Source organism: Marinobacter sp. G5_S1_61_S3 (assembly GCF_054968585.1).
On the sequence record NZ_JBQKUK010000027.1, the window covers coordinates 15,266 to 38,089 of the forward strand.

Annotated in this window: 18 protein-coding genes; 11 read left to right on the forward strand and 7 right to left on the reverse strand. The window is 55.2% G+C overall.

Annotated elements, in window-relative coordinates; all coding sequences use genetic code 11:
* Positions 1-97 precede the first annotated feature (97 nt).
* Positions 98-1,342 (forward strand): patatin-like phospholipase family protein, encoded by a 1,245-nt coding sequence (locus tag ACTRWH_RS19825; protein WP_036203555.1) that lies wholly within the window; start codon positions 98-100, stop codon positions 1,340-1,342.
* A gap of 58 nt (positions 1,343-1,400) precedes the next feature.
* Here ACTRWH_RS19825 and hslU read toward each other — a convergent pair whose 3' ends face one another.
* The 6 genes from hslU to ACTRWH_RS19855 form a co-directional block, all read right to left on the reverse strand.
* Positions 1,401-2,729: an ATP-dependent protease ATPase subunit HslU gene (hslU, locus tag ACTRWH_RS19830; RefSeq protein WP_036203558.1), complete on the reverse strand. Its 1,329-nt coding sequence runs from the start codon at positions 2,727-2,729 to the stop codon at positions 1,401-1,403.
* A gap of 12 nt (positions 2,730-2,741) precedes the next feature.
* Complete coding sequence (hslV, locus tag ACTRWH_RS19835) at positions 2,742-3,272, reverse strand: ATP-dependent protease subunit HslV (protein ID WP_007154624.1); 531 nt, start codon at positions 3,270-3,272, stop codon at positions 2,742-2,744.
* Between the two features lie 97 nt (positions 3,273-3,369).
* On the reverse strand, positions 3,370-4,002 hold the full coding sequence (locus ACTRWH_RS19840) for an SPOR domain-containing protein (protein WP_228210926.1): 633 nt from the start codon (positions 4,000-4,002) through the stop codon (positions 3,370-3,372).
* A gap of 55 nt (positions 4,003-4,057) precedes the next feature.
* Positions 4,058-5,743 carry an arginine--tRNA ligase gene (argS, locus tag ACTRWH_RS19845; protein ID WP_462826771.1) on the reverse strand — a complete coding sequence of 562 codons (1,686 nt, stop codon included), beginning with the start codon at positions 5,741-5,743 and terminating at the stop codon, positions 4,058-4,060.
* 167 nt (positions 5,744-5,910) lie between these two features.
* Entirely contained in the window at positions 5,911-7,800 is a 1,890-nt protein-coding gene (locus ACTRWH_RS19850) for an Ig-like domain-containing protein (RefSeq protein WP_157665621.1), read from the reverse strand.
* 209 nt (positions 7,801-8,009) lie between these two features.
* The gene (locus ACTRWH_RS19855; RefSeq protein WP_199480809.1) at positions 8,010-10,190 is read right to left on the reverse strand and encodes a primosomal protein N'; all 2,181 of its coding nucleotides are present in this window, start codon (positions 10,188-10,190) and stop codon (positions 8,010-8,012) included.
* Between the two features lie 260 nt (positions 10,191-10,450).
* Between ACTRWH_RS19855 and rpmE the strand changes: the two genes are divergently transcribed.
* Positions 10,451-10,672: a 50S ribosomal protein L31 gene (gene rpmE / locus ACTRWH_RS19860; RefSeq protein ID WP_007154619.1), complete on the forward strand. Its 222-nt coding sequence runs from the start codon at positions 10,451-10,453 to the stop codon at positions 10,670-10,672.
* 232 nt (positions 10,673-10,904) lie between these two features.
* A complete protein-coding gene (locus tag ACTRWH_RS19865; protein ID WP_036203569.1) occupies positions 10,905-12,170 on the forward strand; it encodes a malic enzyme-like NAD(P)-binding protein in 1,266 nt (421 codons plus the stop codon).
* Between the two features lie 93 nt (positions 12,171-12,263).
* Here ACTRWH_RS19865 and ACTRWH_RS19870 read toward each other — a convergent pair whose 3' ends face one another.
* A complete protein-coding gene (locus tag ACTRWH_RS19870; protein ID WP_036203572.1) occupies positions 12,264-14,750 on the reverse strand; it encodes a penicillin-binding protein 1A in 2,487 nt (828 codons plus the stop codon).
* Between the two features lie 214 nt (positions 14,751-14,964).
* On the opposite strand from ACTRWH_RS19870, the gene ACTRWH_RS19875 reads away from it, so the two are divergent.
* The 8 genes from ACTRWH_RS19875 to ACTRWH_RS19910 all read left to right on the forward strand — a co-directional run.
* Positions 14,965-16,029: a pilus assembly protein PilM gene (locus ACTRWH_RS19875; protein WP_036203576.1), complete on the forward strand. Its 1,065-nt coding sequence runs from the start codon at positions 14,965-14,967 to the stop codon at positions 16,027-16,029.
* Complete coding sequence (locus ACTRWH_RS19880; RefSeq protein WP_041335802.1) at positions 16,029-16,592, forward strand: PilN domain-containing protein; 564 nt, start codon at positions 16,029-16,031, stop codon at positions 16,590-16,592. The genes ACTRWH_RS19875 and ACTRWH_RS19880 overlap by 1 nt, the downstream gene beginning before the upstream one ends.
* Positions 16,592-17,203 (forward strand): type IV pilus inner membrane component PilO, encoded by a 612-nt coding sequence (locus ACTRWH_RS19885; RefSeq protein WP_041335800.1) that lies wholly within the window; start codon positions 16,592-16,594, stop codon positions 17,201-17,203. The genes ACTRWH_RS19880 and ACTRWH_RS19885 overlap by 1 nt, the downstream gene beginning before the upstream one ends.
* Positions 17,204-17,205: 2 nt before the next feature.
* Positions 17,206-17,754 (forward strand): pilus assembly protein PilP, encoded by a 549-nt coding sequence (locus tag ACTRWH_RS19890; RefSeq protein WP_036203584.1) that lies wholly within the window; start codon positions 17,206-17,208, stop codon positions 17,752-17,754.
* 66 nt (positions 17,755-17,820) lie between these two features.
* Entirely contained in the window at positions 17,821-19,902 is a 2,082-nt protein-coding gene (gene pilQ / locus ACTRWH_RS19895; protein WP_177190642.1) for a type IV pilus secretin PilQ, read from the forward strand.
* Between the two features lie 130 nt (positions 19,903-20,032).
* A complete protein-coding gene (aroK, locus tag ACTRWH_RS19900; RefSeq protein ID WP_036203590.1) occupies positions 20,033-20,599 on the forward strand; it encodes a shikimate kinase AroK in 567 nt (188 codons plus the stop codon).
* Positions 20,592-21,686 (forward strand): 3-dehydroquinate synthase, encoded by a 1,095-nt coding sequence (aroB, locus tag ACTRWH_RS19905; protein WP_036203593.1) that lies wholly within the window; start codon positions 20,592-20,594, stop codon positions 21,684-21,686. Before aroK ends, aroB begins: the two co-directional genes overlap by 8 nt.
* Positions 21,687-21,715: 29 nt before the next feature.
* On the forward strand, positions 21,716-22,824 hold a 1,109-nt coding region (locus ACTRWH_RS19910; RefSeq protein ID WP_462826772.1), incomplete at its 3' end, for an AAA family ATPase.

Consider the following 22,824-nt stretch of genomic DNA (forward strand, 5'->3'; position numbering starts at 1 on the left):
AGGCGTATAGCCAATTGGTCCTATATAGGGTGTGTACTCTAAAACTGGCTGCTAATGTTGAAAACAATAGGCAACCGCACCCGCATGGGGATATTGAATGACGGCAACCACAACAGCGATTAAGCCCGAACCTCGTATCGGCCTGGCCCTCGGCGGCGGTGGCCCGTTGGGAGGTATCTACGAAATCGGGGCATTGCGCGCGCTCGATGAGGCGCTGGATGGCCTTGATTTCAATAATATTGATGTTTACGTCGGCGTGAACGCGGGCTCCTTTGTTGCGGCCAATCTGGCCAACCAGATGACCACCGCCCAGTTGTGTCGGATTTTTGTGCGCAATGAAGCGGAAGTGCACCCCTTCCACCCGGAAGTATTCTATCGCCCGGCGTTCCGGGAACTGGGCAGTCGCTTGCTGGCGGTTCCGGGTCTGGTGACGACGGCTGTGCGACGGTTCGTAAATAACCCTTATGACCAGAGCCTGCTGGAAGCGCTGACGATTCTTGCGCAGGCTGCGCCTGCGGGCCTTTTCGATAACGAAGGCCTGCACGAATATCTGCAGCGGGCCTTTACCATGCTTGGTCGCACCAACGATTTCCGACAGCTTAAGCGCAGTCTTTATATTGTTGCGGCGGATGTGGAAAGCACTGAGGCGGTCTGCTTTGGTGCCCCCGGTTTTGATCACGTGCCCATATCAAAAGCGATTCAGGCGAGTACCTCGTCTCCGGGTATCTATGTTCCGGTCACCATCGACGGGCGTTACTACGTGGACGGTACTCTGAGAAAGGGGTTGCATGCCTCCGTGGCGTTTGAGGACGGTGCGGATCTGGTTTTCGCGGTCAATCCACAGGTTCCCATTGATGCAAGCTCAGCTGTGCGAGCCGGTACCATGGGGCCGGGCGATCTGACCCGGTCGGGTATGCCAAACCTGCTGTCCCAGATGTTCCGCACTATGGTGTACTCCCGAATGCAATCGGGCATTGCGCAGTACACCCGGGATTACCCGGACAAGGATATTCTGCTGTTCGAGCCGACCCGCGATGATGCCAAGCTGTTCTTCTCCAATGTGTTCAGTTTCCAGTCCCGCCGGATGGTGTGTGAGCACGCCTACCAGATGACGCGGCGTGATCTTCTGAACCGTGCGGACGAGTTGGAGCCTAAACTTGCGAAGTATGGTATTCGTCTGCGTCGGGATCGTCTGGAAGACGAGCAGCGCACCATCAGTACCAGCCTGTACGGTGAGATGCTGCCCCTTTATGTGGCAAAAGGCCGTAAGAAACGGGCTCAGAAAGGAAAGTTGGCAACCGGCTTTGATAATGTGTCGGAGCTGTTCAGTAAGGCCTTGTAGGGGGCGCGAAGAACGCGCGCCCCAATAGGATACATTCGGGCCTTCCTGCCCTTGCGGGTCACAGGATATAGCGGCTCAGATCTTCGTCTTCAGCCAACTCACCCAGTTTTTCGTCCACAAACGCCGCGGTAACCTCGAAGCTGTCGGTGACCTGATCACCTGCCTCGTAAGACAGACTCTCCAGCAGTCGTTCCAGCACCGTATGTAGGCGTCTTGCACCGATATTTTCCGTGGTTTCGTTGACCTTGTAGGCGACTTCCGCAATACGGGCGATGGCGTCCTCTGTGAAGGTCAGTTTGACACCCTCGGTGCCCATCAGGGCTTCGTACTGCTGTACCAGAGAGGCATCTGGCTCCGTGAGGATACGTTTGAAGTCATCCGGGGTCAGTGCCTGCAGCTCAACACGGATCGGCAGGCGGCCCTGTAACTCCGGGATCAGGTCAGACGGCTTCGACAGGTGAAACGCGCCGGACGCGATAAACAGGATGTGATCCGTTCGTACGGAGCCATACTTGGTGCTGACGGTGCTGCCTTCGATCAGGGGCAGTAGGTCCCGTTGCACACCTTCCCGGGAAACATCGGATGAGGTGTTCTCGGAGCGCTTGGCCACCTTGTCGATTTCGTCGATGAAGACGATGCCATTCTGCTCGACGGTCTGGATGGCTTTCTGCTTGATTTCCTCTTCATTGACCAGTTTGGCGGCTTCCTCGTCGCGAACGTGCTTCATGGCGTCAGCGACCTTCATCTTGCGGGTCTTGCGTTTATCAGAGGACATGCTCGAGAACATGTTCTGTAGCTGGCTGGTCATCTCCTCCATGCCTGGAGGTGCCATGATTTCAACGCCGGCGCCGCTGTTACGCAGGTCGATTTCGATTTCCTTGTCGTCCAGCTCGCCCTCGCGCAGTTTCTTGCGGAACAGCTGGCGGGTGGAAGAGTCTTCGGTTTTCTGGCTGTCTTCCTTGAAGTCCCGGGGTGGCGGGATCAGGGCATCCAGAATGCGTTCCTCGGCGGCGTCCATGGCGCGATGCTCGTGGCGCTTCATTTCCTTCTCGCGCAGCATCTTGATGGCCATGTCCGCCAGGTCACGGATAATGGACTCGACGTCCCGGCCCACATAGCCCACTTCGGTAAACTTGGTCGCTTCCACTTTCAGAAAGGGGGCGTCGGCCAGTTTGGCAAGACGGCGTGCGATTTCAGTTTTACCCACACCGGTGGGGCCGATCATAAGGATGTTTTTTGGTGTGATCTCTTCGCGCAGACCACTGTCCAGCTGCATCCTGCGCCAGCGGTTGCGCAGGGCGATGGCTACGGAACGCTTGGCCTCTTCCTGGCCCACGATGTGTTTGTTGAGCTCGTGGACAATCTCACGGGGGGTCATTGCAGACATGCTAGCTCCGGATCAATCGTTGGCTGAGAGCACTTCGAGGGTGCGATTGTGGTTGGTGTAGATGCAGATGTCGGCCGCGATATCCAGGCCCTTCTCCACAATCTCGTTGGCTTTCAGGTCAGTGTTTTCCAACAGGGCTCTTGCGGAAGCCTGTGCAAACGGACCGCCGGAGCCGATCGCGATCAATCCCTGTTCTGGTTCGATAACATCGCCGTTGCCGGTAATGATGAGGGATGCGGTTTTGTCGGCAACGGCCAGCAGGGCCTCCAGCCGGCGGAGAGCTCGGTCCGTTCGCCAGTCTTTGGCCAGTTCGACAGCGGCGCGGGTAAGGTTGCCCTGGTGTTTCTCGAGTTGGGCTTCAAAACGCTCGAACAGGGTGAATGCGTCGGCGGTACCACCCGCAAAACCGGCCAGCACCTTGTCGTTATAGAGCCGGCGAACCTTGCGGGCATTGCCCTTCATTACGGTATTGCCGAGGGAGACCTGGCCGTCGCCACCCATGGCAACTTCATCGTCACGCCTGACAGAGAGTATGGTAGTCATTCTGGCTCCATTTGCCTGATAGAAAACGGTATTCAGCAGTTATGGAGGCGAGGGGGCGGTTTTCAAGGGCGGGAGGAAAGAGAGTCGGGAGGGCAGCTCAGCCCTCCTTGGGAATCTTCCTGACCAGAGGCTGAATGTTGAGATTGACCAGCTTGTCGATAGCCGCATTCATCTGGCTGCGAGAGGTGAAGGGGCCTACATTGACGCGGTACCAGATGCTTCCGCTGTCGAGGTCGATGCGTTTGACCTTTGCACGGAGGCCCTGGAACGCGATTTCGGCCCGCTGCCTCTCTGCATCTTGCTGTTGTCGGAAAGAGCCCGTCTGCACCAGGTAATCAAACGTTTGCTGTCCTGGCCCAGGGGTATATTCCTCGACCTCGGGAGGAACCACCTCCGAGTCAGGAAGCATGTCGTAAAAGCGAAAGCCGGGTTTTTCTTTTGCGGCGGTTTCCGAAGGCTTCTCCTTTACCGCAGGTGGTTCGGCTGTTGTGGCTTTTTCACCCTGGCGAGGCTCGGATGTAGGAAGTGAGTTGAGATAGGCAATAAAGCCGATAAAACCACCCACGGCTGCCAGTGACAGAATCCACTTCAATGACAAGCCGCCCCGCTGTGACTTGGCCGCAGCAGGGCGTTTTGGGGACTGCTTTTGTTTACGCGCAGGCCTCGCGGATTTTGTTGATGTTGCCGGTTTGCTGGCCGTTCTTGATTTGCGGGCATAGTCTCGGGACATGGCCGGGTTAGTTCCTGTTGCGTGCCTGAATATTCAGATCATGAAGCCTGACTTGCTACATTTCGTCGGGAGCGCTCACGCCAAGCAGATCGAGACCATTGGCAATCACCTGCCGCACGGCAAGATACAGGGAAACGCGAGCGTCCCGGACAGCAGTATCCTCGATCAGAACTTTGTGGGCGTTGTAGTAGGTGTGGAACTGCCCGGCAAGATCCCTGAGATAGTGCGTCAGGTGATGTGGTTCCCGCAATTTGGCTGAACTTTCTATAAGCTCGGGGTACTTGGCCAACTGGTTAGCGAGATCCTTTTCCTCGTCGAGCGTCAGTAAGGACAGATCTCCCACGCACTCGTTCAGGCCGCGCTCAACCCCTTCCTCTTTCAGTTTTCTGAGCACACTGCAAATACGTGCATGGGCATACTGAATGTAATAGACCGGGTTTTCATTGGTCTGGGAGCGGGCCAGATCGATATCGAAAGTCAACTGGGAGTCGACTCTGCGAGCCGCAAGGAAAAAACGGGTGGCGTCGCGGCCCACTTCGTCGATCAGGTCACGGACCGTCACGTAACTGCCTGCGCGCTTGGAAATCTTCACTTCCTGCCCGGACCGGGTCACCATCACCATCTGGTGAAGCACGTAATCTGGCCAATCCTGGGGGATGTCGGCGTTCAGTGCTTGCAGGCCGGCACGAACCCGTGTGACGGTGGAGTGGTGGTCGGCACCCTGCTCATTGATAACCGTGGTGAAACCCCGTTGCCACTTGTTCAGGTGGTAGGCCACGTCCGGCAGGAAATAGGTATAGCCGCCATCCTTCTTGCGCATCACGCGGTCTTTGTCGTCGCCGAATTCGGTGGTTTTCAGCCACATGGCGCCGTCGTGTTCGTAGGTATAGCCGTTTTCCTGCAGGCGCTCGACGGTTTCCTCTACCTTGCCATCTTCGTACAGCGATGACTCGAGGAAATACACGTCGAACTCCACGCCAAAAGCTTTCAGGTCCAGGTCCTGCTCACGACGCAGGTAGGCAACCGCAAACTCCTGGATGGCTTGTTGATCGTCCGGATCGGCTTTACCGGTGACTTCCCGGTCGTCCGCGGTAACGGTTTCGCCGGCGAGATAGGCATTGGCCACATCGGTGATGTAGTCACCGCGGTAGCCGTCGGCAGGCCAGTTTTCGTCGTCCGGTGTCAGCCCTTTCACCCGTGATTGCACTGAAAGCGCCAGATTGCTGATCTGTGCGCCCGCATCGTTGTAGTAAAACTCGCGGGTGACTTCGTAACCATTGGCTTCCAGCAAACGACTCAGGCAGTCGCCAATCGCCGCACCACGGCCATGGCCCACGTGCAGGGGGCCAGTCGGGTTAGCGGAGACGAACTCCACCTGGACCTTCTCGCCCTTGCCGTCGTTGTTACGACCGTACCGCCCGGCGTTGTCGAGAATGGTGTTAACCACCTCAAAGGCACTGGCCGTGCTCATGAAAAAGTTGATAAAACCGGGGCCTGCAATTTCAACTTTCTCGACAGCGCTGCTGTCCGGTAACCGTTCCACCAATGCCTCTGCCAGCTTTCGTGGCGGGCAACCCGCCACCTTCGATGCGACCAGAGCAATGTTGCAGGCGTAGTCACCGTGGGATTTGTCCTTGGTGTTGCCTACCTGTGGTGTAAAGGTCTGATCTGCTGGCAAGGTGCCTTCAGATTGCAGGGTCGCCAGCGCAGACTGGAGCAGTTCGGATACGGTCTCTTTCATGCTGTCGGATGACTCGATATACGGAGAGTGGGTTACGGGGCGGGACGCCCTCTGAAACTGAAGAGACGTATTATCAAGGAAAGGGTGGAGGGACTCAAATATGATTGTGGCTCTGGGGCCCGGCCCAGCTTTCAGTCAAGCCTGGGCCCCAGAGTGGCTGTGTCTTCTTAATTGGTGAAGTCGTCTACCGAACAGTCCTGTGCTACGCCATATAGGCCCTCAGTGCCGCCGGGAGGCGAAATGTCGGTGTTACTGAGATCGCTAGCAAGGCATGAAAGGTAGAACCTGGATGTTTCAACACTCTCCGATCCGCCTACGCGAACAGTCGCCGTCAGTTCTATCTGTACCCAGTTACAATGGCTTTGTGGGTAGAGAAGAGAGAAGCTGGCGGAGCCATCACTGGCAGACGTGATTGATGATGAGCTAGTGGCTGCAGAGTTGGTGGGCTCAAGTTTTTCGCTCCCATTGACATCTTCGCCGGGGTCGAGCTGACCATTTTGATTTGTGTCCTCTGCCTCACAAAACTGTGGGTCTGAAGGGGACAGTACCCAGTTGTCGTCAGTTGAGACGGCATATGATCCTTTCCGATAACCAACCGGCAGCGCACTCAATTCGATGTTGGCGTTTTCGACCGGTGCACCATTGGCATCTGTCACGATTGCAACATATTCTTTCACGTATCGAACGGAGTCAGGCTCTTCAATTTCATTGCCGGTGCCGATAGCCAGTCGAAGTGCTTGCCGGGCTACTGTCAGTGTTACAGTATCTGAAATAGATCCATCCACTACAGCTTCAATTTCTACGCCATCTCTACCGCTGGTGTTTGATCCTGCGGTATAGATTGTGGAAGCACGGCCCTGAGAGTCAGTTACGTCGAGGCTAGAGCTTAGGTTGCCCCCGCTTCCGTCTTCAAGGATGCGGAAGCTGATTTCCTGATTTTTTACCAAGTTGTTAGATGCATCGCGAATTACAGCGATAATCTCGCTGGTTTCCCCCAGATCAAGCTGGGTTTTCGATGCTTGAAGATTTATCGAGTCCGGCGTGTTGGCGATAAATTCAAATGAAAGGTCAGCAGAAAGGCCGGAGTTTGGGTCTGTTGCCGTTACGGTAGTCGTCCCAGAGTTGGTTGAGGTAATGCCAATGCTCGCCTCTCCACCGCTGGTGGTTACAAGGCCAGTTGGTGGGTTGAGAGTGCCTCGTGTGGCGGAGAACTGTACTTGAGTTCCGTCAGCTACAGGATTTCCATCTACCTGCCATTCAATTGTGACTTGTTGCTCAACTCCTAGGTCTACTTCGGTAGCCGTATCGGGGGCCGTGAATGCGAAGCTGTCTCCCGCAATGACCACATTCTGCGTAGCAGAAACCTGACTGCTACCGCTATAGGCTGAGGCTGTAATGGTTGCAGTGCCTCCGGTGTTGCCGCCGGACAGTTGCACGTCAACTGAGCCATTGCTGGAGGATGTCAGGTTGGATGCAGACAGGGTGCCCCGATTGGTTGAAAGGGCTATCGGTTGTCCAGAAATGCCGCTGCCATCTGCGTCTGCTAGCGTCACTCTGTAATTGGCTGAGCCGCCGAGAGAAATAGACGAGGGACCTGAGATTGAAATCGAAGTGCCCGATATTTCGACGTTGAGTGATCGGGAGACGCTTCCTGCCTGCGCGGTCACAGTCACTGTTCTGTTTCTTGGGTCACTGTCGGTCGTTAGGGTTGCGGATGCGACGCCAGCCTGATCGGTGATTTGTTGGGTTACCTCCAGAGTTCCGCCGTTATTAGCACTGAAACTCACTGGAACATCCTGCAGAAGAATGCCGTTCGAGTCTTTGATTCGCGCGGTAATGCTTGAGCTGGCGTTGGTGGATGTGTCCAGACGAACCGGGTTGGCTATGAGTTCAACGGTGCCGACATCAGCATCCTCTGAAGGTGTCGTGGGGTCGCCGCTTCCGCCGCTTCCATCAGGTGAGCCGGCGAGCGGGCTAGAATTATCGTCGCCACCGCAGGCCGTCAATATTAGCGCTAAAAATATAGCGCACGCACGTGCAAGGAGTTTCCCTGACATTATCATTTTCTCCAGTTCCCGTTACAGCAAAGGCCAGTTCGAAGCACATTCCCTGCTTGAAATGCGCAAGTTTAAGTATTTTCACAAGTTTGATTATTAGTTTGCTGAAAATCATAGCACAGGATGCGTCTATGCAATGTTGATCGGTATTCATTTTTGAAAAACTTTGTAATCTGATGCGTGGCTTCAGTAAAGGGGAGGTGAGTAAGTTAACCGGTTTCCTGCGGGTCTACGTCAATGGCCCATTTTAGTCCGGCTGGAAGCCGGCTCTGGTCCAGCGTTTCACACAGAACGCCGAGCGTGTGGTTGAGGTACTTTCGATTACTGCAAAGCAGAACCAGTTGAGCTCTAAGGCGATCAGCGCGGCGAGCAATCAGCGCGGGCAGGGGGCCCCAGATCTCTATCTGCTGGTAGCGGGCTTGTTGTTTTATGGTGTCCAGTAACTGCAGGCTTTTTTCCATCGTCTCAGCCTCTGCCCTGAAAATCGCCATTGCACGAAAGGGGGGGAGTTGCCCCGTTTCGCGTTCCGTGAGCAGTTGATCGGCAACGGGGAGATAGTGCCCCTCGGCCAGGGAGTGCAGCAGGGGGTGGTCGCTATGGCAAGTCTGAACCAGTACCTCGCCAGACTTTTTCCCTCGGCCGGCCCGTCCGCTCACTTGCAGTAGGGTCTGGATCAGCTGTTCCGGAGCCCGGAAGTCCACGCTGAACAGTCCGCCATCGGCATTGACGACAATCACCAGCGTCACGTTCGGGAAGTCATGGCCTTTGGCCAGCATTTGTGTACCAACCAAGATGCAAGGGCGCCCACTGTTTACTTTTTCGAGGATGCCCTGGATGCTGCCTTTGCGCTGGGTGCTATCCCGGTCGACCCGCACAACAGGCGTGTCTGGGAACTGTGAGGTTAGAATGTCCTCGGTGCGTTCAGTGCCCTGGCCGACGGGCTTGAACGCCTCGCCGTCACATTTGGGGCAGTGGTCTGTTGCGGCGGTCTGGAAGTCGCAGTGGTGGCAGCGCATGGCCCGGTCGCGGCGGTGGTAAGTCAAGCGTGTGTCGCAGTGGGGGCACTCCACCATATGGCCGCAGTCGAAACACATCATGACCGGAGCGAATCCTCTCCGATTCACGAATACCAACGCCTGTTGCCCATTGCTGAGGCATTTCTCGATGGCTTGCAGGGCAGGGCGGGAAAGGCCACCTTCCAAGGGGCGGCTGCGGATATCCAGCAATTTGATGGTTGGGGGTCTGGCGTTTCCGGCCCTTTCTTCGAGTCGGATCAGGGCGTATTTGCCAGACAGGGCATTGTGGTATGACTCCATGGAGGGTGTCGCCGAGCCGAGGATGACGGGGCAATTGTTCAGGTGGGCGCGATAGACCGCGGTGTCCCTGCCGGAATAGCGGAACCCTTCCCCCTGTTTATAGGAGCTGTCGTGTTCCTCATCCACGACGATGGTTTTCAGATCGGTAAAGGGGAGCAATACCGCTGAGCGAGTGCCGATCAGGATGACCGGCTCGCCATTGCGGATTCTCAGCCAGGTCGAGAGCCGCTCGCTGTCTTTTAGAGCCGAGTGCCATACTGCGATACGTGGTCCGAAATAGAACTGGAAGCGGGCTACGGTCTGCGGTGTCAGATTGATCTCAGGTACCAGGACGAGCGCCTGGTGCCGGTCGTCCAGGTGAGTCTTCAGGTAATGAAGGTAGAGCTCGGTCTTCCCGCTGCCTGTAATGCCAAATAGGAGCGCTGTCGCGAAACCGTTGTCTGGCGATGGAAGTTGGTTGGCGGCTTCTTGTTGGGCTGGAGACAGCACGGGGATACGATTCCGGGTTTCCTCTGTTACGCCATCTGGGGTGGGTGGCGTGATCTCGCGGATCAGTTCTTTTTCCTGAAGGCTTCGGATTTGCGACTGCGTGAAACCGGCCCGCACAATCTGCTTGCTGCCTGCGCCGCCGGGTTGGCGGTTTAGCCACGCCAGCAGTTCTCTCTGTCGTGTTGCGTTGCCGGGCAGCAGCGCAGGATCGCCGCAGGCTTGCCAGTAGGGATCGGCATTCTCCACGGCAGGTCTGCCGCGACGGAGCGCTGGTGGTAGTGCGGTAAAAAGGCACTCTCCTAGTGGGTGCTGATAGTAATCAGATGCCCAGCTAAGAAGGCGAAAGGTTTCCGGGGGCAGTGCTGGCCACGCCTCGGCAGCGGACCGGACGGGTTTAAGGGTGATGCCCTCCGGTGGTTTTGCGTCTGTTTCGACCACCAGCCCGGTAGCCGATTGACGTCCGAAGGGGACCGTTACACGCTGGCCTGGTTGCAGTGCAATGTGATCTGGCACCAGATAATCGAACAGCCGCCGGATAGGGCGGTTCAATGCTATACGCGCAGTTCGGGGCACATGTGGCTCCATGGCGATGAAGGTGTCACGGTATCTGCCTATCCTTTTAAGGAGCTGAAAACCGGCGTGTCCCGTGTCGGGCGGGATGATATGACGGTCCGGGGCTTGCCTGATACCGCATTTGCAAGTAAGATTCGCGGTCTGTTTCCGGCAGGGCATGATTGTGCCCCGTCTTCTCAATTGATTCAAACATGCGGTGCCCGACACCCGGATTGCTATGAAAACCAGGCAGTCCCGTGATCTGGTAGCGGCATGACCGATAGAGGTTCGCCATGAAAGAAGGTATTCACCCCAAGTATGCCGAGATTACCGCTACCTGTTCCTGCGGTAATGTTCTCAAGACACGTTCCACGTTCACTCAGGACCTGACTCTGGATGTATGCTCCCAGTGTCACCCGTTCTACACAGGCAAGCAAAAAGTGATGGATACCGGTGGCCGTATCGACCGTTTCCAGAAGCGTTTCGGTGGTCGCATCGGTGGCAAGAAAGCCTGATTCGAATGTTGATAATGAAAAAAGCGCCTTGCGAGGCGCTTTTTTTGTATCTGCAGGCTCGTCCTGAAGGGCGCGTCTGATGCGAATGTATACGCAAAAAGCCGTATTGACTGATTAGCGAGTGGTCAAACTGGCCTTGTCTGATGCAGTCCTTCGCGCCATAATGTCGCGCTCCGCTGGGCAAGGCCCGGTGGCTTATTACCTCTTAAACGTGACAAACGGAACAGTGGCAATGTCTCAAGATCTGAAAGAAGCAGCCCTTGAATACCACGCCAAGCCGCGGCCTGGTAAGCTGAGTGTGGAAATCACCAAGCCCACCAAGACCTCCCGCGACCTTTCGCTGGCGTACAGCCCCGGGGTTGCCGAGCCGGTCCGCGAGATCGCTAAGGACCCCGAGAACGCATACAAATATACCGCCAAGGGTAACCTGGTAGCCGTGATTTCAGACGGCACTGCAATCCTCGGTCTGGGTAACCTCGGTCCGCTGGCGAGCAAGCCGGTTATGGAAGGCAAAGGCGTACTGTTCAAGCGCTTTGCTGGAATTGATGTGTTCGATATCGAAGTCAATTCCGAAAGCCCCCAGGCATTCATTGAAACGGTCGAGCGTATTGCTGATACCTTCGGCGGTATCAATCTTGAGGACATTAAGGCCCCTGAGTGCTTTGAAATCGAACGCGCGCTGATCGAAAAGTGCAGTGTACCCATCTTCCATGATGACCAGCATGGCACCGCGATCGTAACAGCTGCGGGCATGATCAATGCCCTGGAGTTGCAGGGTAAGAAAATCGATGAAGCCAAAGTGGTTTGCCTCGGAGCTGGCGCAGCGGCTATCGCTTGCATGAAGCTGCTGATCAGCTGTGGCGTTCGGTCCGAAAACATCTACATGCTGGACCGCAAGGGTGTGATTCATTCCGGTCGCGATGACCTGAACCAGTACAAGGCAATGTTTGCCAACGAGACCGACAAGCGTACGCTTGATGACGCTATGGACGGTGCCGATGTATTTCTTGGTCTGTCCGGCCCGGATCTGTTGAGTGCTGAGCAGCTAAAACTCATGGCGCCGAATCCGATTGTGTTCGCCTGTTCCAATCCGGATCCTGAGATCAGTCCTGAAGTGGCATTGGCTACTCGTGATGACCTGATCATGGCTACGGGCCGCTCGGACTACCCGAACCAGGTGAACAACGTGCTTGGCTTCCCGTTCATTTTCCGTGGTGCTCTGGACGTGAGGGCGACCGCGATCAACGAAGAAATGAAAGTGGCGGCGGTTCATGCGATTCGCGAGTTGGCGAAAGAGCCGGTTCCGCAGGAAATCTGTGAAGCCTATGACGTTGCAAGTTTCGAGTTTGGGCGGGAGTACATCATTCCCAAGCCGATGGACGTGCGCCTGCTGGAAGTTGTTCCGGCGGCAGTCGCACGCGCGGCGGTTGACTCAGGCGTTGCTCGTAACGGCTACCCGGCCCATTATCCACTGAAATCGATGGACGATATCATCTGATATAGCCCAATCGAGTTTCGGAAACAAAAAAACCGGCGATTGTTGAATCGCCGGTTTTTTTGTCGGTGGAATTCCCCGTCCAGCTTGCTGGTGTCAGAAGATCTGTCTCGACAGGTCATCGCTGCTGCCATTGTTACTGCCACCCGATGAATCATCTTGTGGGTCAAGTGGTGGCGGGGCATCTTCCTCGCGGAATATTTCGAACATGGCGCCTTCTTGTCCCGGTCTTGCACGCCGGCCTGTTTCAGGGTCGATGCGGATGTTAACGATGCCATTGGGTCTCGCCATCAATGACGATGGCTCGCCATTTAGTGCCACTTTCATGTAATCAAGCCAGACGGGCAGGGCAGTGCTGGCGCCGAACTCTCGGCGGCCAAGAGGTTGTGGTTGATCAAAGCCAACCCATACTGTGGTGGCTACGTCATGGTTGAAGCCGCCGAACCAGGTGTCTCTCTGTTCATTGGTGGTGCCGGTTTTGCCGCTGATGTCATCCCGTCCCAGGGCCTGAGCGCGTCGGCCGGTGCCTCGTCTGATTACATCCCGCATCATGGAATGCAGGATGTATACCGAGCGTTCATCGGCCAGACGCCTGGCAATGCGAACTTCTTTCTCGTCGTCGGAGTTGTTCTCCTGTTTCTCTGTGCAGTTTTCATCGCAGAGTTTGACGTCCGGTGCTTCGAAGATTGTTTCGTTGTTGATGTCCGAAATCTGACTGATGAGGTAGGGCTCGACATCGTAGCCGCCGTTGGCGATTACTGCGAACCCTCGGGCCAGGTCCATTGGTGTCAGAAGTCCGCTGCCCAATGAGAGTGACAGGTCTTTTTGCATGTCTTCCGTGGGGATCTGAAGCTGCTCAAGGTAGTCTATGGTGTTCTGGATGCCCAGGTCCCGAAGCAAGCGTACTGACACCAGGTTGCGGGACCGGTACAGGGCTTCTCTCAGGCGAGTAGGGCCGTAAAACTGTCCTGATGAGTTCTGGGGGCGCCATGTGGTCTCCAGTTCGGAGTCGTCAAACACTATAGGTGCATCGTTGTAGATGGTTGCGGGTGTCATGCCGCTTTCAAGCGCACTCAGGTACAGGAATGGCTTGAAGGTTGAGCCTGGCTGCCTTCTCGCCTGGGTGGCGCGATTGTATTTGTTCTGGCTGAAGCTGTATCCGCCGGCGAGTGCTTCAATGGCGCCGGTTTTTGCGTCAAGGGAGATTAGTGCGCCCTGCACCTCGGGTACCTGGGAGAGGGCAACGCGCCTGACGTCGGCGATATCCAGGGCTTGCTGTTCATCGCTTTGCTCCTGGGTGTCAGATTCATTTGGCTGCTCTGGGGTCATCACCACCATGGGCTTTACATAAACGATGTCACCCACAGTGACCACGTCAGATGGCTTTTCTGGTTCGGGCCCGGTCAGGTTTTCGGTTTTGTATCGTTTGGCCCAGGTCATTGTGGAGAATGCCATTACGGACTCGCCAAGCTGGCGGGCGTAAAGATCAACTTCGCTGTCTTTGTCTCTTACCCGGGTTACAACTGCAGGCACGAGTTCGGCTACGCGGGGGTAATTCGCCATCAGGTTGCCGAGGTTGTCCGGTTTCAGCTGATCTTCATCCACCTGTCCAATGGGGCCGCGAAAGCCATGCCGCCGGTCATACGCTTCCAGTCCGGCCCTGAGTGCCCTGGTCGCCTCCTGCTGTTTCTCGCTCTCGACAGTCAGTCTGACTTCGTAGCCGTCGGTGTAGGCGGCATCGCCAAACCGCCGGACCAGCTCAGCCCGGGCCATTTCCGCAACGTGGTCCGCATCAACTTCAGTGGACGGTGCGTTAAAACTTGCAGTCAGCGGAGCGTTGGTCGCCAGTTCATAGGCATCGTTGGTGATGTATTGAAGGTCGCGCATGCGACCGAGTATCCAGTCACGACGGATTTGTGCCCGTTCGGGGTTTGCCAGGGGATTATAGGCTGAGGGAGCTTTTGGTAGCCCGGCAAGCATGGCCATTTCTGCCAGAGAAAGCTCGGTCACGGGTTTGTCGTAATAAACCTGGGCGGCGGCGGCAATGCCGTAAGCTCGATTGCCCAGGTAAATTTTGTTGAGATAGAGCTCCATGATGCGGTTTTTGTCCAGTTCACGCTCGATCTGAAGAGCCAGAAGTATCTCGTTGAACTTGCGAATAAACGTCCGATCGCGTGACAAAAAGTAATTTTTTGCAACCTGCATTGTGATGGTACTGCCGCCGGACTGGATCTCGCCGGTGGAGACCAGTTCGATGGCAGCCCGCATCAGGCCTTTAAAGTCGACCCCGAAGTGTTCGTAAAAACGGGCGTCCTCCGCTGCCATAAAGGCATGTAACTGAATTGTAGGGATCTGTTCTATTGTGACCGGTGCCCTTCTCTTTTCACCGAATTCTGCTATTAATTTGTCGTCTGCGCTGTAGACCCTCAATGGGGTCTGCAACTTGATGTCCAGGAGTTGCTCAACAGGAGGCAATCCGGGGCGGAGATATAGGTAAAATCCTGACGCCACGATTGTGGCGAGACTGAGTCCAGTGAGAAAGAGCCATGCAAACAGGCGAGATGTACGCAACAAATGAGACATTTTTTTCTGACAACTGTTGGATATAGGTCTATCATTTGAGAAATTGCTTTAGGAAGGGCTAGCCGCTTCCCGGGTGCAATGCTTCTCAATTAAAGAAGAACGAGCATTGTAGACGGAAAACTAAAGAAATTCTCTTAAATAAAAAACACATATGAAAGAACTCCGTCGGGAGTTTTCATAACCCGGTGCATGTAACCAGGTATAGGGTGAGCGCGTGTTCGGATTGTTAGGAAAAAAATCCAGTTCGGTGCTGGGCGTGGATATCAGTTCCAGCTCGGTCAAGTTACTGGAACTATCGAAGCAGGGCGACCGTTACAAGGTCGAGAGCTACGCAGTGGAGCCGCTACCGGCCAATGCTGTGGTAGAGAAAAACATCACGGATGTCGAGGCGGTGGGCGAAGTGCTCAAACGTGTCGCGTCCAAATCACGTACGAGCGTCAAGCAGGTGGCTGTGGCCGTCTCCGGTTCCGCCGTTATTACCAAGCTGATCCAGATGGACGGTGGTCTTAACGAGTTTGAGATGGAAGACCAGATCACGCTCGAGGCCGATCAGTATATTCCCTATCCGTTGGATGAAGTGGCAATCGACTTCGAGGTTCAGGGGCCCTCTGAGGCTAACCCGGATCAGGTCGATGTACTTCTGGCTGCGTGTCGCAAAGAAAACGTCGATATTCGGGAAGACGCTCTGGAGATTGCTTCCTTGACCACCAAGATTGTGGACGTCGAAGCATACGCACTCGAGCGGGCATACGCCCTCATCGAGCCTCAGCTTGATTCCCAGGGTGAAGAACTCGTTGTGGCGATCGTCGATATCGGCGCAACCATGACCACACTGAGCGTGTTGGCTGAAGGCAAGACGGTTTACACTCGCGAGCAGATTTTCGGGGGGAAACAACTCACCGAGGAAATTCAGCGTCGTTATGGTCTGTCCCTTGAAGAGGCCGGCCTTGCCAAGAAGCAGGGTGGCCTCCCCGATGACTACGACTCCGAAGTGCTGACGCCTTTCCGGGAAGCGGTAGTTCAGCAGGTTGCGAGGGCGCTGCAGTTCTTCTTCGGCGCAAGCCAGTACAATGCGGTTGACTACGTAGTTCTGGCTGGCGGCACGGCATCTATCCAGGGGCTGACAGAAATGGTCGAGGAAAAAACGGGCACACCCACGCTGGTTGCAAATCCGTTCGCGGACATGGCAGTGGGATCAAGGGTGAATGCGTCTTCGCTGAGCAATGATGCGCCTTCACTCATGATTGCCTGTGGGCTGGCAATGAGGAGCTTTGACTGATGGCAAAGATTAACCTCAGACCCTGGCGCGAAGAACTCCGGGCGGAGAAGCAAAAACAGTTTGTGGTGATGATTCTGGGGGCGGCCTTTATTGCTGCTGGTCTGACCTTTCTCTGGAAAACCGATATGGACAACCGTATTGCCTACCAGGAATCCAGGAACGCCTACATCGAGACCGCGACCAAACAGCTGGATAAGCAGATCAAGGAGATTGAAAACCTTAAACGCAAGCGTGATGAGCTTCTTTCGCGGATGCAGGTTATTCAGGATCTCCAGGGTAAGCGTCCGATTATCGTGCGGGTCTTTGATGAGTTGGTTCGTACGCTGCCGGACGGGCTTTTCTACACTAGCCTTACCAAAAAGAGTGAGCGGGTTGAGATTGTTGGGATGTCGGAATCCAACAGTCGGATTTCAGCGCTGATGAGGCGTTTTGAGGAATCTGACTGGTTCACTGATCCCAATCTGTCAAATGTGTCTGCTGCCGATAACCAACGTGCCGGGTACAGTCAGTTCAATCTTTCGGTAAAGCAGCAAACACCAGAGCCCGAAGGGGGGGATAAGTAATGAGCCTCGCGGACTCACTGAAAAACCTCAATGAATTCGATATTAACGACTTGGATGTCAATAATGCCGGCATCTGGCCTGCGCCAGTCAAGGCCATCGTGGCGATCATCATCTTTGGCCTGATTCTCGGCGGTGGTTATTGGTTCTTCATCAAGGACCAATACGCTCAACTGGAGCGAGTCGAAAAGACGGAGCAGGAGTTACGGAAACGCTATGAAGACAAGGCATACCAAGTAGCAAATCTGGAAGTGTTCAAGGCGCAAATGGAAGAAATGGAAGAGACCTTCGGGGCACTGGTGCGTCAGTTGCCGAGTGAAACCGAGGTGCCAGGACTTCTTGAAGATATCACCAACACAGCGTTGGGCAGCGGTCTTGAGCTTCAAGAGGTTAAGTTGCAAGGCGAGCAGCGGCGCGACTTTTATGCAGAGCTACCGATCAATATTCGGGTTACAGGCTCCTATCATGAATTGGCGACGTTTGTGAGCAGTGTGGCAAGTCTGCCTCGCATCGTGACGTTGCACGACCTAACGATAACACCAACAGGCGGTGATGGAGAGCAGCTGAATATGCAGGTTCTTGCACGTACCTACCGCTACCGGGCTGGAGAATGAGCATGGCGAGACAGCATGCAATAAAAGCCTGGATGAGTATTTGTCTGGTATCTTTCCTGACTGCGTGCTCCCAGGGAAGTGGTTTTTCCGATCTTGACAAGTTTATGGCGGACACTCGAGCTAAGCCTCGGGGGCATGTCGAACCCTTACCAGAGTTCAAGGCGTATGAGGCTTTCAGCTATTCTGCAGCGGATCGCAGAGCGCCCTTCGAACCGCCGATTGATATCCAGCTCACAATGGTTGATCAGGAACCGGAAAGCGATATCGAGCCGGATCTGGATCGGCCGAGAGAGGTTCTCGAAAATTTCGATTTGAAGGAACTCTCTATGGTAGGCACTTTAAGTGACGCATCCGGGAGCCTTTTTGCCCTGATCAAGGATGGTATGGGCGGCATTCATAGGGTGCGCACCGGAAACTATGTAGGGCAGAATTACGGCCGGATTATTGGCGTCAATGAAACCCGGGTTGAACTGATTGAAATCGTTCCCAATGGCCGGGGCGGGTGGGTCGAGCGTCCACGCTCGCTGTCGCTGGATGAGAATGAGGGCTAAGGGAGCGGCATTATGATTATTGAAAGAAACATGCATGAACAAAAAAGTTTGGGGTCGAGGCTAGCGATGTTCAGAAAACTCAATGTATACGTCGGCGTGATTGCTTTTGGGTTGTTATCCGGCCTGGCCAATGCGGTCACGCTGGAAGACGTGTCGTTTTCGTCGCTGTCCGGGGATCGGGTCGAGGTGACGCTGGCGTTTGACGGCCAGCCACCAGAACCGACCGGGTACACGATCGAGCGACCTGCCAGAATCGCAGTGGACCTCCGGGACACGACCAGCGGTCTCGACAGTCGCAACATCTCGCTCGGGGGAGGTAACGCCCAGAGCATGACGGTTGTCGAAACCAAGGATCGCACTCGCCTGATCTTCAACCTGGCAGAGCTGGCTCCCTATGAGACGGTGCGTACCCAGAACAGCCTGGTCGTCACAATCGGCAGTCAGGGTAGTGGTGTCGCAGCGTCAGGCTCGACTTCTTCCTCTACACCGATGACTACTGCATCGGGAGGACAGTCGGTCTCATCGGCAGGCAACGACCTGGCGGGAGTCGATTTTAGGCGTGGGCAGAATGGCGAAGGACGCGTGATTGTAGATCTGGGTAGTGCCAATGCATCCGTGGATCTGTCCGAGCTCGGGGGCAAGATTCGCTTGACGATGGACGGTACCAGTGTGCCGGACAATCTTCGTCGCCGCCTTGATGTTACCGATTTCGCGACACCGGTAACCCGGGTTGATACCTACACGGAAGATGGTAATGCGGTTGTGGAAATTCGTCCGGAAGGCAACTACGACTACATTGCCTACCAGTCCGGTTCGCAGTTTACCGTCAGCGTGGAAAGGCTGACAGAAGAGGAAGCTGAGTCTCGTCGAGAGGAGAAGTTCCCGTACACCGGCGACAAGCTCTCTCTCAACTTCCAGGACATCGAAGTTCGTTCGGTATTGCAGTTGATTGCCGACTTTACTGGTCTGAACCTTGTTGCCAGCGATACGGTCAGTGGCAGCATCACGCTGCGTTTGCAGAATGTGCCCTGGGACCAGGCTCTGGACCTGATCCTTAAGACCAAGGGATTGGACAAGCGTCAGATTGGTAACGTACTGCTGGTTGCTCCGGCCGATGAAATCGCCGCCCGTGAAAAGCTTGAGCTGGAGACGTCCAAGCAGATCGCTGAGCTCGCACCGGTTCGCCTGGATATCATTCAGGTGAATTACGCCAAGGCTGCCGATGTCGTTGAACTGATTAGGGCGGATGAAGAACTTATCTCCTCTCGGGGATTCGTCTCTTCAGATGCGCGTACCAACACGATCAGTGTTCGTGAAACTTCGGAAAAGCTTGATGAAATTCGCCGCCTGGTTTCGACCTGGGATGTTCCTGTTCGTCAGGTTTCCATTGAGGCTCGAATTGTAAGAGCGCAAACCAACGTTGCCGAAAATCTCGGTGTTCGTTGGGGTGGTGCCGCCTACGATGTCAGTGGTGATAACGTTTTCTCAGTGGGTGGTTCGCAGAACGCGGTTGAGGAGGCGCGTCAAGCCGCTGGTGGTACCAACAACACGATCACTTTCCCGGACGCTCTGGCGGTAGATTTGGGTGTCACCGGCCAAGGTGCTTCCTCATTTGCCATCGGTTTGGGCAGTGATGATTTTCTTGTGGACCTGGAACTCTCTGCACTGGAGAGTGACGGGCAGGCGGAAGTTGTTTCCCAGCCCCGCGTTGTTACTGCCGATCGCCAGACCGCCAAGATTAAGTCCGGTGAGGAGATCCCTTATCAAGAGGCTTCTTCCAGCGGTGCGACGTCAGTATCTTTCAAGGAAGCGGCGTTGGCTCTTGAAGTAACCCCTCAGATCACCCCGGATGACAAAATCATCATGGATCTGGTGGTTAATCAGGACTCCCGTGGTGAAGTGACCGCCGGTATTCCTGCCATCAACACTAATGAGGTAACCACTCAGGTGTTGGTTGGAAATGGCGAAACCGTCGTTCTGGGCGGTATTTTCCAGTCAGAGGTTACTACGACGACTACCAAGACTCCGTTCCTGGGTGATATTCCCTACCTCGGCCGCCTCTTCAAGCGCACCGAGCATGTTGATGAGCGTAGCGAGCTGTTGATCTTCATCACACCGAAGATCATCAAGAGCGACCTGATTCAGTAATCGGGTTGCATCCGACAAAAAAACCGCCGTGTTCCGCACGGCGGTTTTTTTGTCGGTTCATTTCCTGAAACTTATGGAAAACGTTACCCTGTGATATTCTCACGCGCCGGAATGTAGATGAGCGGAAGTTATGTCCTTGCCAAAACGAGTTGTCCTGGTCGGCCCAATGGGTGCGGGAAAAAGCACAATTGGTCGCATGCTGGCCAAAGAGCTGGGCTATCGCTTTCTCGATTCCGATCGGATTATTGAAGAGCGGTGCGGCGCCAATATTCCCTGGATCTTCGACGTAGAAGGGGAAGACGGCTTTCGGCATCGTGAAACGGCCATGTTGGCTGAACTGTCGGAATATCCACAGACAGTGCTGGCGACGGGCGGTGGCGCGGTGATGAAAGAAGAGAATCACGCGCATCTTAAACGCGATTCCGTCGTGGTGTACCTGAAAACCTCGATTGAGCAGCAAGTTGAAAGAACGAGGCGGGATCGCAATCGTCCCCTGTTGCAGAATGACGACCCCGAGGCGGTCCTTAGAAATCTGTTTGCCGTGCGGGACCCTATCTATTCGCTCTTGGCCGATGTCGTCATGTTTACTGACCGCAAGAGCCCCAGACTGGTCGTACGGCAATTGGTGAACCGGATTAATCCGAGGACACCTCGCCACAAAAGGCAAATACGTAAGGAAGGCAGAAATCATGCGTGACTCACTGCGGGAGTTGACGGTTGAGCTGGGCGATCGAAGTTACCCAATCGTTATCGGTCAGGGGCTGCTGGGTAGCTATGATCTGAGTCCCTTTGTCTCTGGTTCACAAGTCATGATCGTCACCAACGAAACGGTTGCGCCCTTGTATCTTGAGTCAGCCCGAGCCTGTTTCCCTGGAAAGCAGGTAGATACGGTTGTGCTTCCAGACGGTGAAAAATACAAGGATTGGCAGACGCTAAACCGTATCTTCGACGGTTTGCTGGAGAAGCGTCACTCCCGCAAAACCACGCTGGTTGCTTTGGGGGGTGGCGTGGTTGGGGATATGACCGGGTTTGCCGCCGCTTCCTACCAGCGTGGTGTCTCTTTTATCCAGATCCCGACGACATTGTTGTCGCAGGTGGACTCCTCGGTCGGAGGAAAGACCGGTATCAATCACCCGTTGGGCAAGAATATGATCGGTGCCTTCCACCAACCGGAAGTTGTACTGATCGATACCGACAGTCTGAGGAGCCTTTCTCCAAGGGAGGTGTCTGCTGGCCTTGCGGAAGTTATCAAGTATGGCCTGATTCGGGACACCGATTTTCTGGCCTGGCTTGAGAAAGAAATTACGTCGCTCATTGATCTGGAAACAACAGCCCTGGTGGAAGCTATCTATCGCTCATGCGCCTGCAAGGCGGACGTTGTAGCAAAAGATGAAAGAGAAGGTGGTTTACGGGCAATACTCAACCTTGGGCACACGTTTGGTCATGCCATTGAGACCTTCGCTGGATACGGCAACTGGCTGCACGGCGAGGCTGTTGGTACTGGCATGATGATGGCTGCGGATCTTTCCTTGCGCCAGGGTATGATCACCGAAGAGGATCGTGCCAGGGTTGTGCGCATTATCGAGAGAGCCAAGCTTCCGGCGCTTGCACCCACGGGGATGTCTCCCGATGATTTTCTGCGATTGATGGCAGTCGACAAGAAGAATGTGGATGGTTCGTTGCGCTTGGTCCTCCTTCGCAGGCTCGGGGATGCTGTGGTGACGGATGCGGTGGATAGGCGAGAACTGGATGCCACGCTTCGGGGCTTTTGTAGAGAAGTCTGAACAGGTATTGATCTGGGATAAAGCAGGGAATGACGGTGAACAACGAAGGACTCAATAGTCATGACGGTGGTGGTTTGTTTCCGCGACTCCAGGAGCGTTATGGGTTAAGGGCCGATCCGTTGGATATGGAAACACCCTTCTTTCCGGATGCCTCTCGCCACCACGCCCTGGAAACGCTTCGTCACCTCTGTGGTTTTGGTGACCTCGCTTTGCTTCTCACTGGTGATGTGGGAGCGGGCAAAAGTCGGTTGCTTGCGGAACTGGTGAGAAGTGAGTCTTCCCGTCTGGATTTTCATCGGGTACCAGCTGCGGCGCTGACGAGTACTCAGGCGCTGTCACGGGCGCTGCTCGGTATTGCGCACAAAGGGTTGAATCCTGGCGAAGGTGCGCGTGACGCCATTTACGGCTTTTTCCGATGGTCTGAAATCAGGGCTCGGAAGGGGCAGCGGATGGTCCTGCTGATCGATGATGCGGATCGTGCACCCACCGAGCTACTGAGATTGTTGTTTTCTGCTTTTGAAGCCGCAGATCGATCTGCGGCGGCGGTTCCTGTGTTCAGTGGCAGCGGGCGGTTGATTGAGATGCTTGGGTTGTCAGGGGACGGTGCCGGCGTGCATCAGGTTCATCTTCGCCCACTGACAAAAGAAGAAGTCGCCGCTTATCTCGAGCCCCGAATTCACCGAGCTGGTGGTAAGCCCAAGGAGTTGCTGTCGCCAGGGAAATTGTCACAATTACACAGTTTGAGTCAGGGGAGTTTTTCCCGTCTCAAGCGTGTAACACCAGCCGTATGGTTGGATATGGCATCGACCGGAGGTGGCGCCAAGCGGACGTTTTCGATGCCGATTAATCTGCGTTGGCCCGCGCTGGCCTTGGTCATACTCGCTGGTTCCTGGTGGCTTGTATCGCAGCAGTATGACGACTCTGTTGCAAGGGAGCAGTCAGAACCTGAGCCGGAAACCGTACGCAAAAGCATCACCATCGGCCCTGACAGCCCGGATATTGAACCGATTGAGACCGACGTAGAGTTGTCGGAACCGGTCGTCGAGACCAAGTTGCCCAGCGTGGAAGAATCTGATCAGGCTGTTCCAGAGCCAGAGCCAGAGCCAGAGCCAGAGCCAGAGCCAGAGCCAGAGCCAGA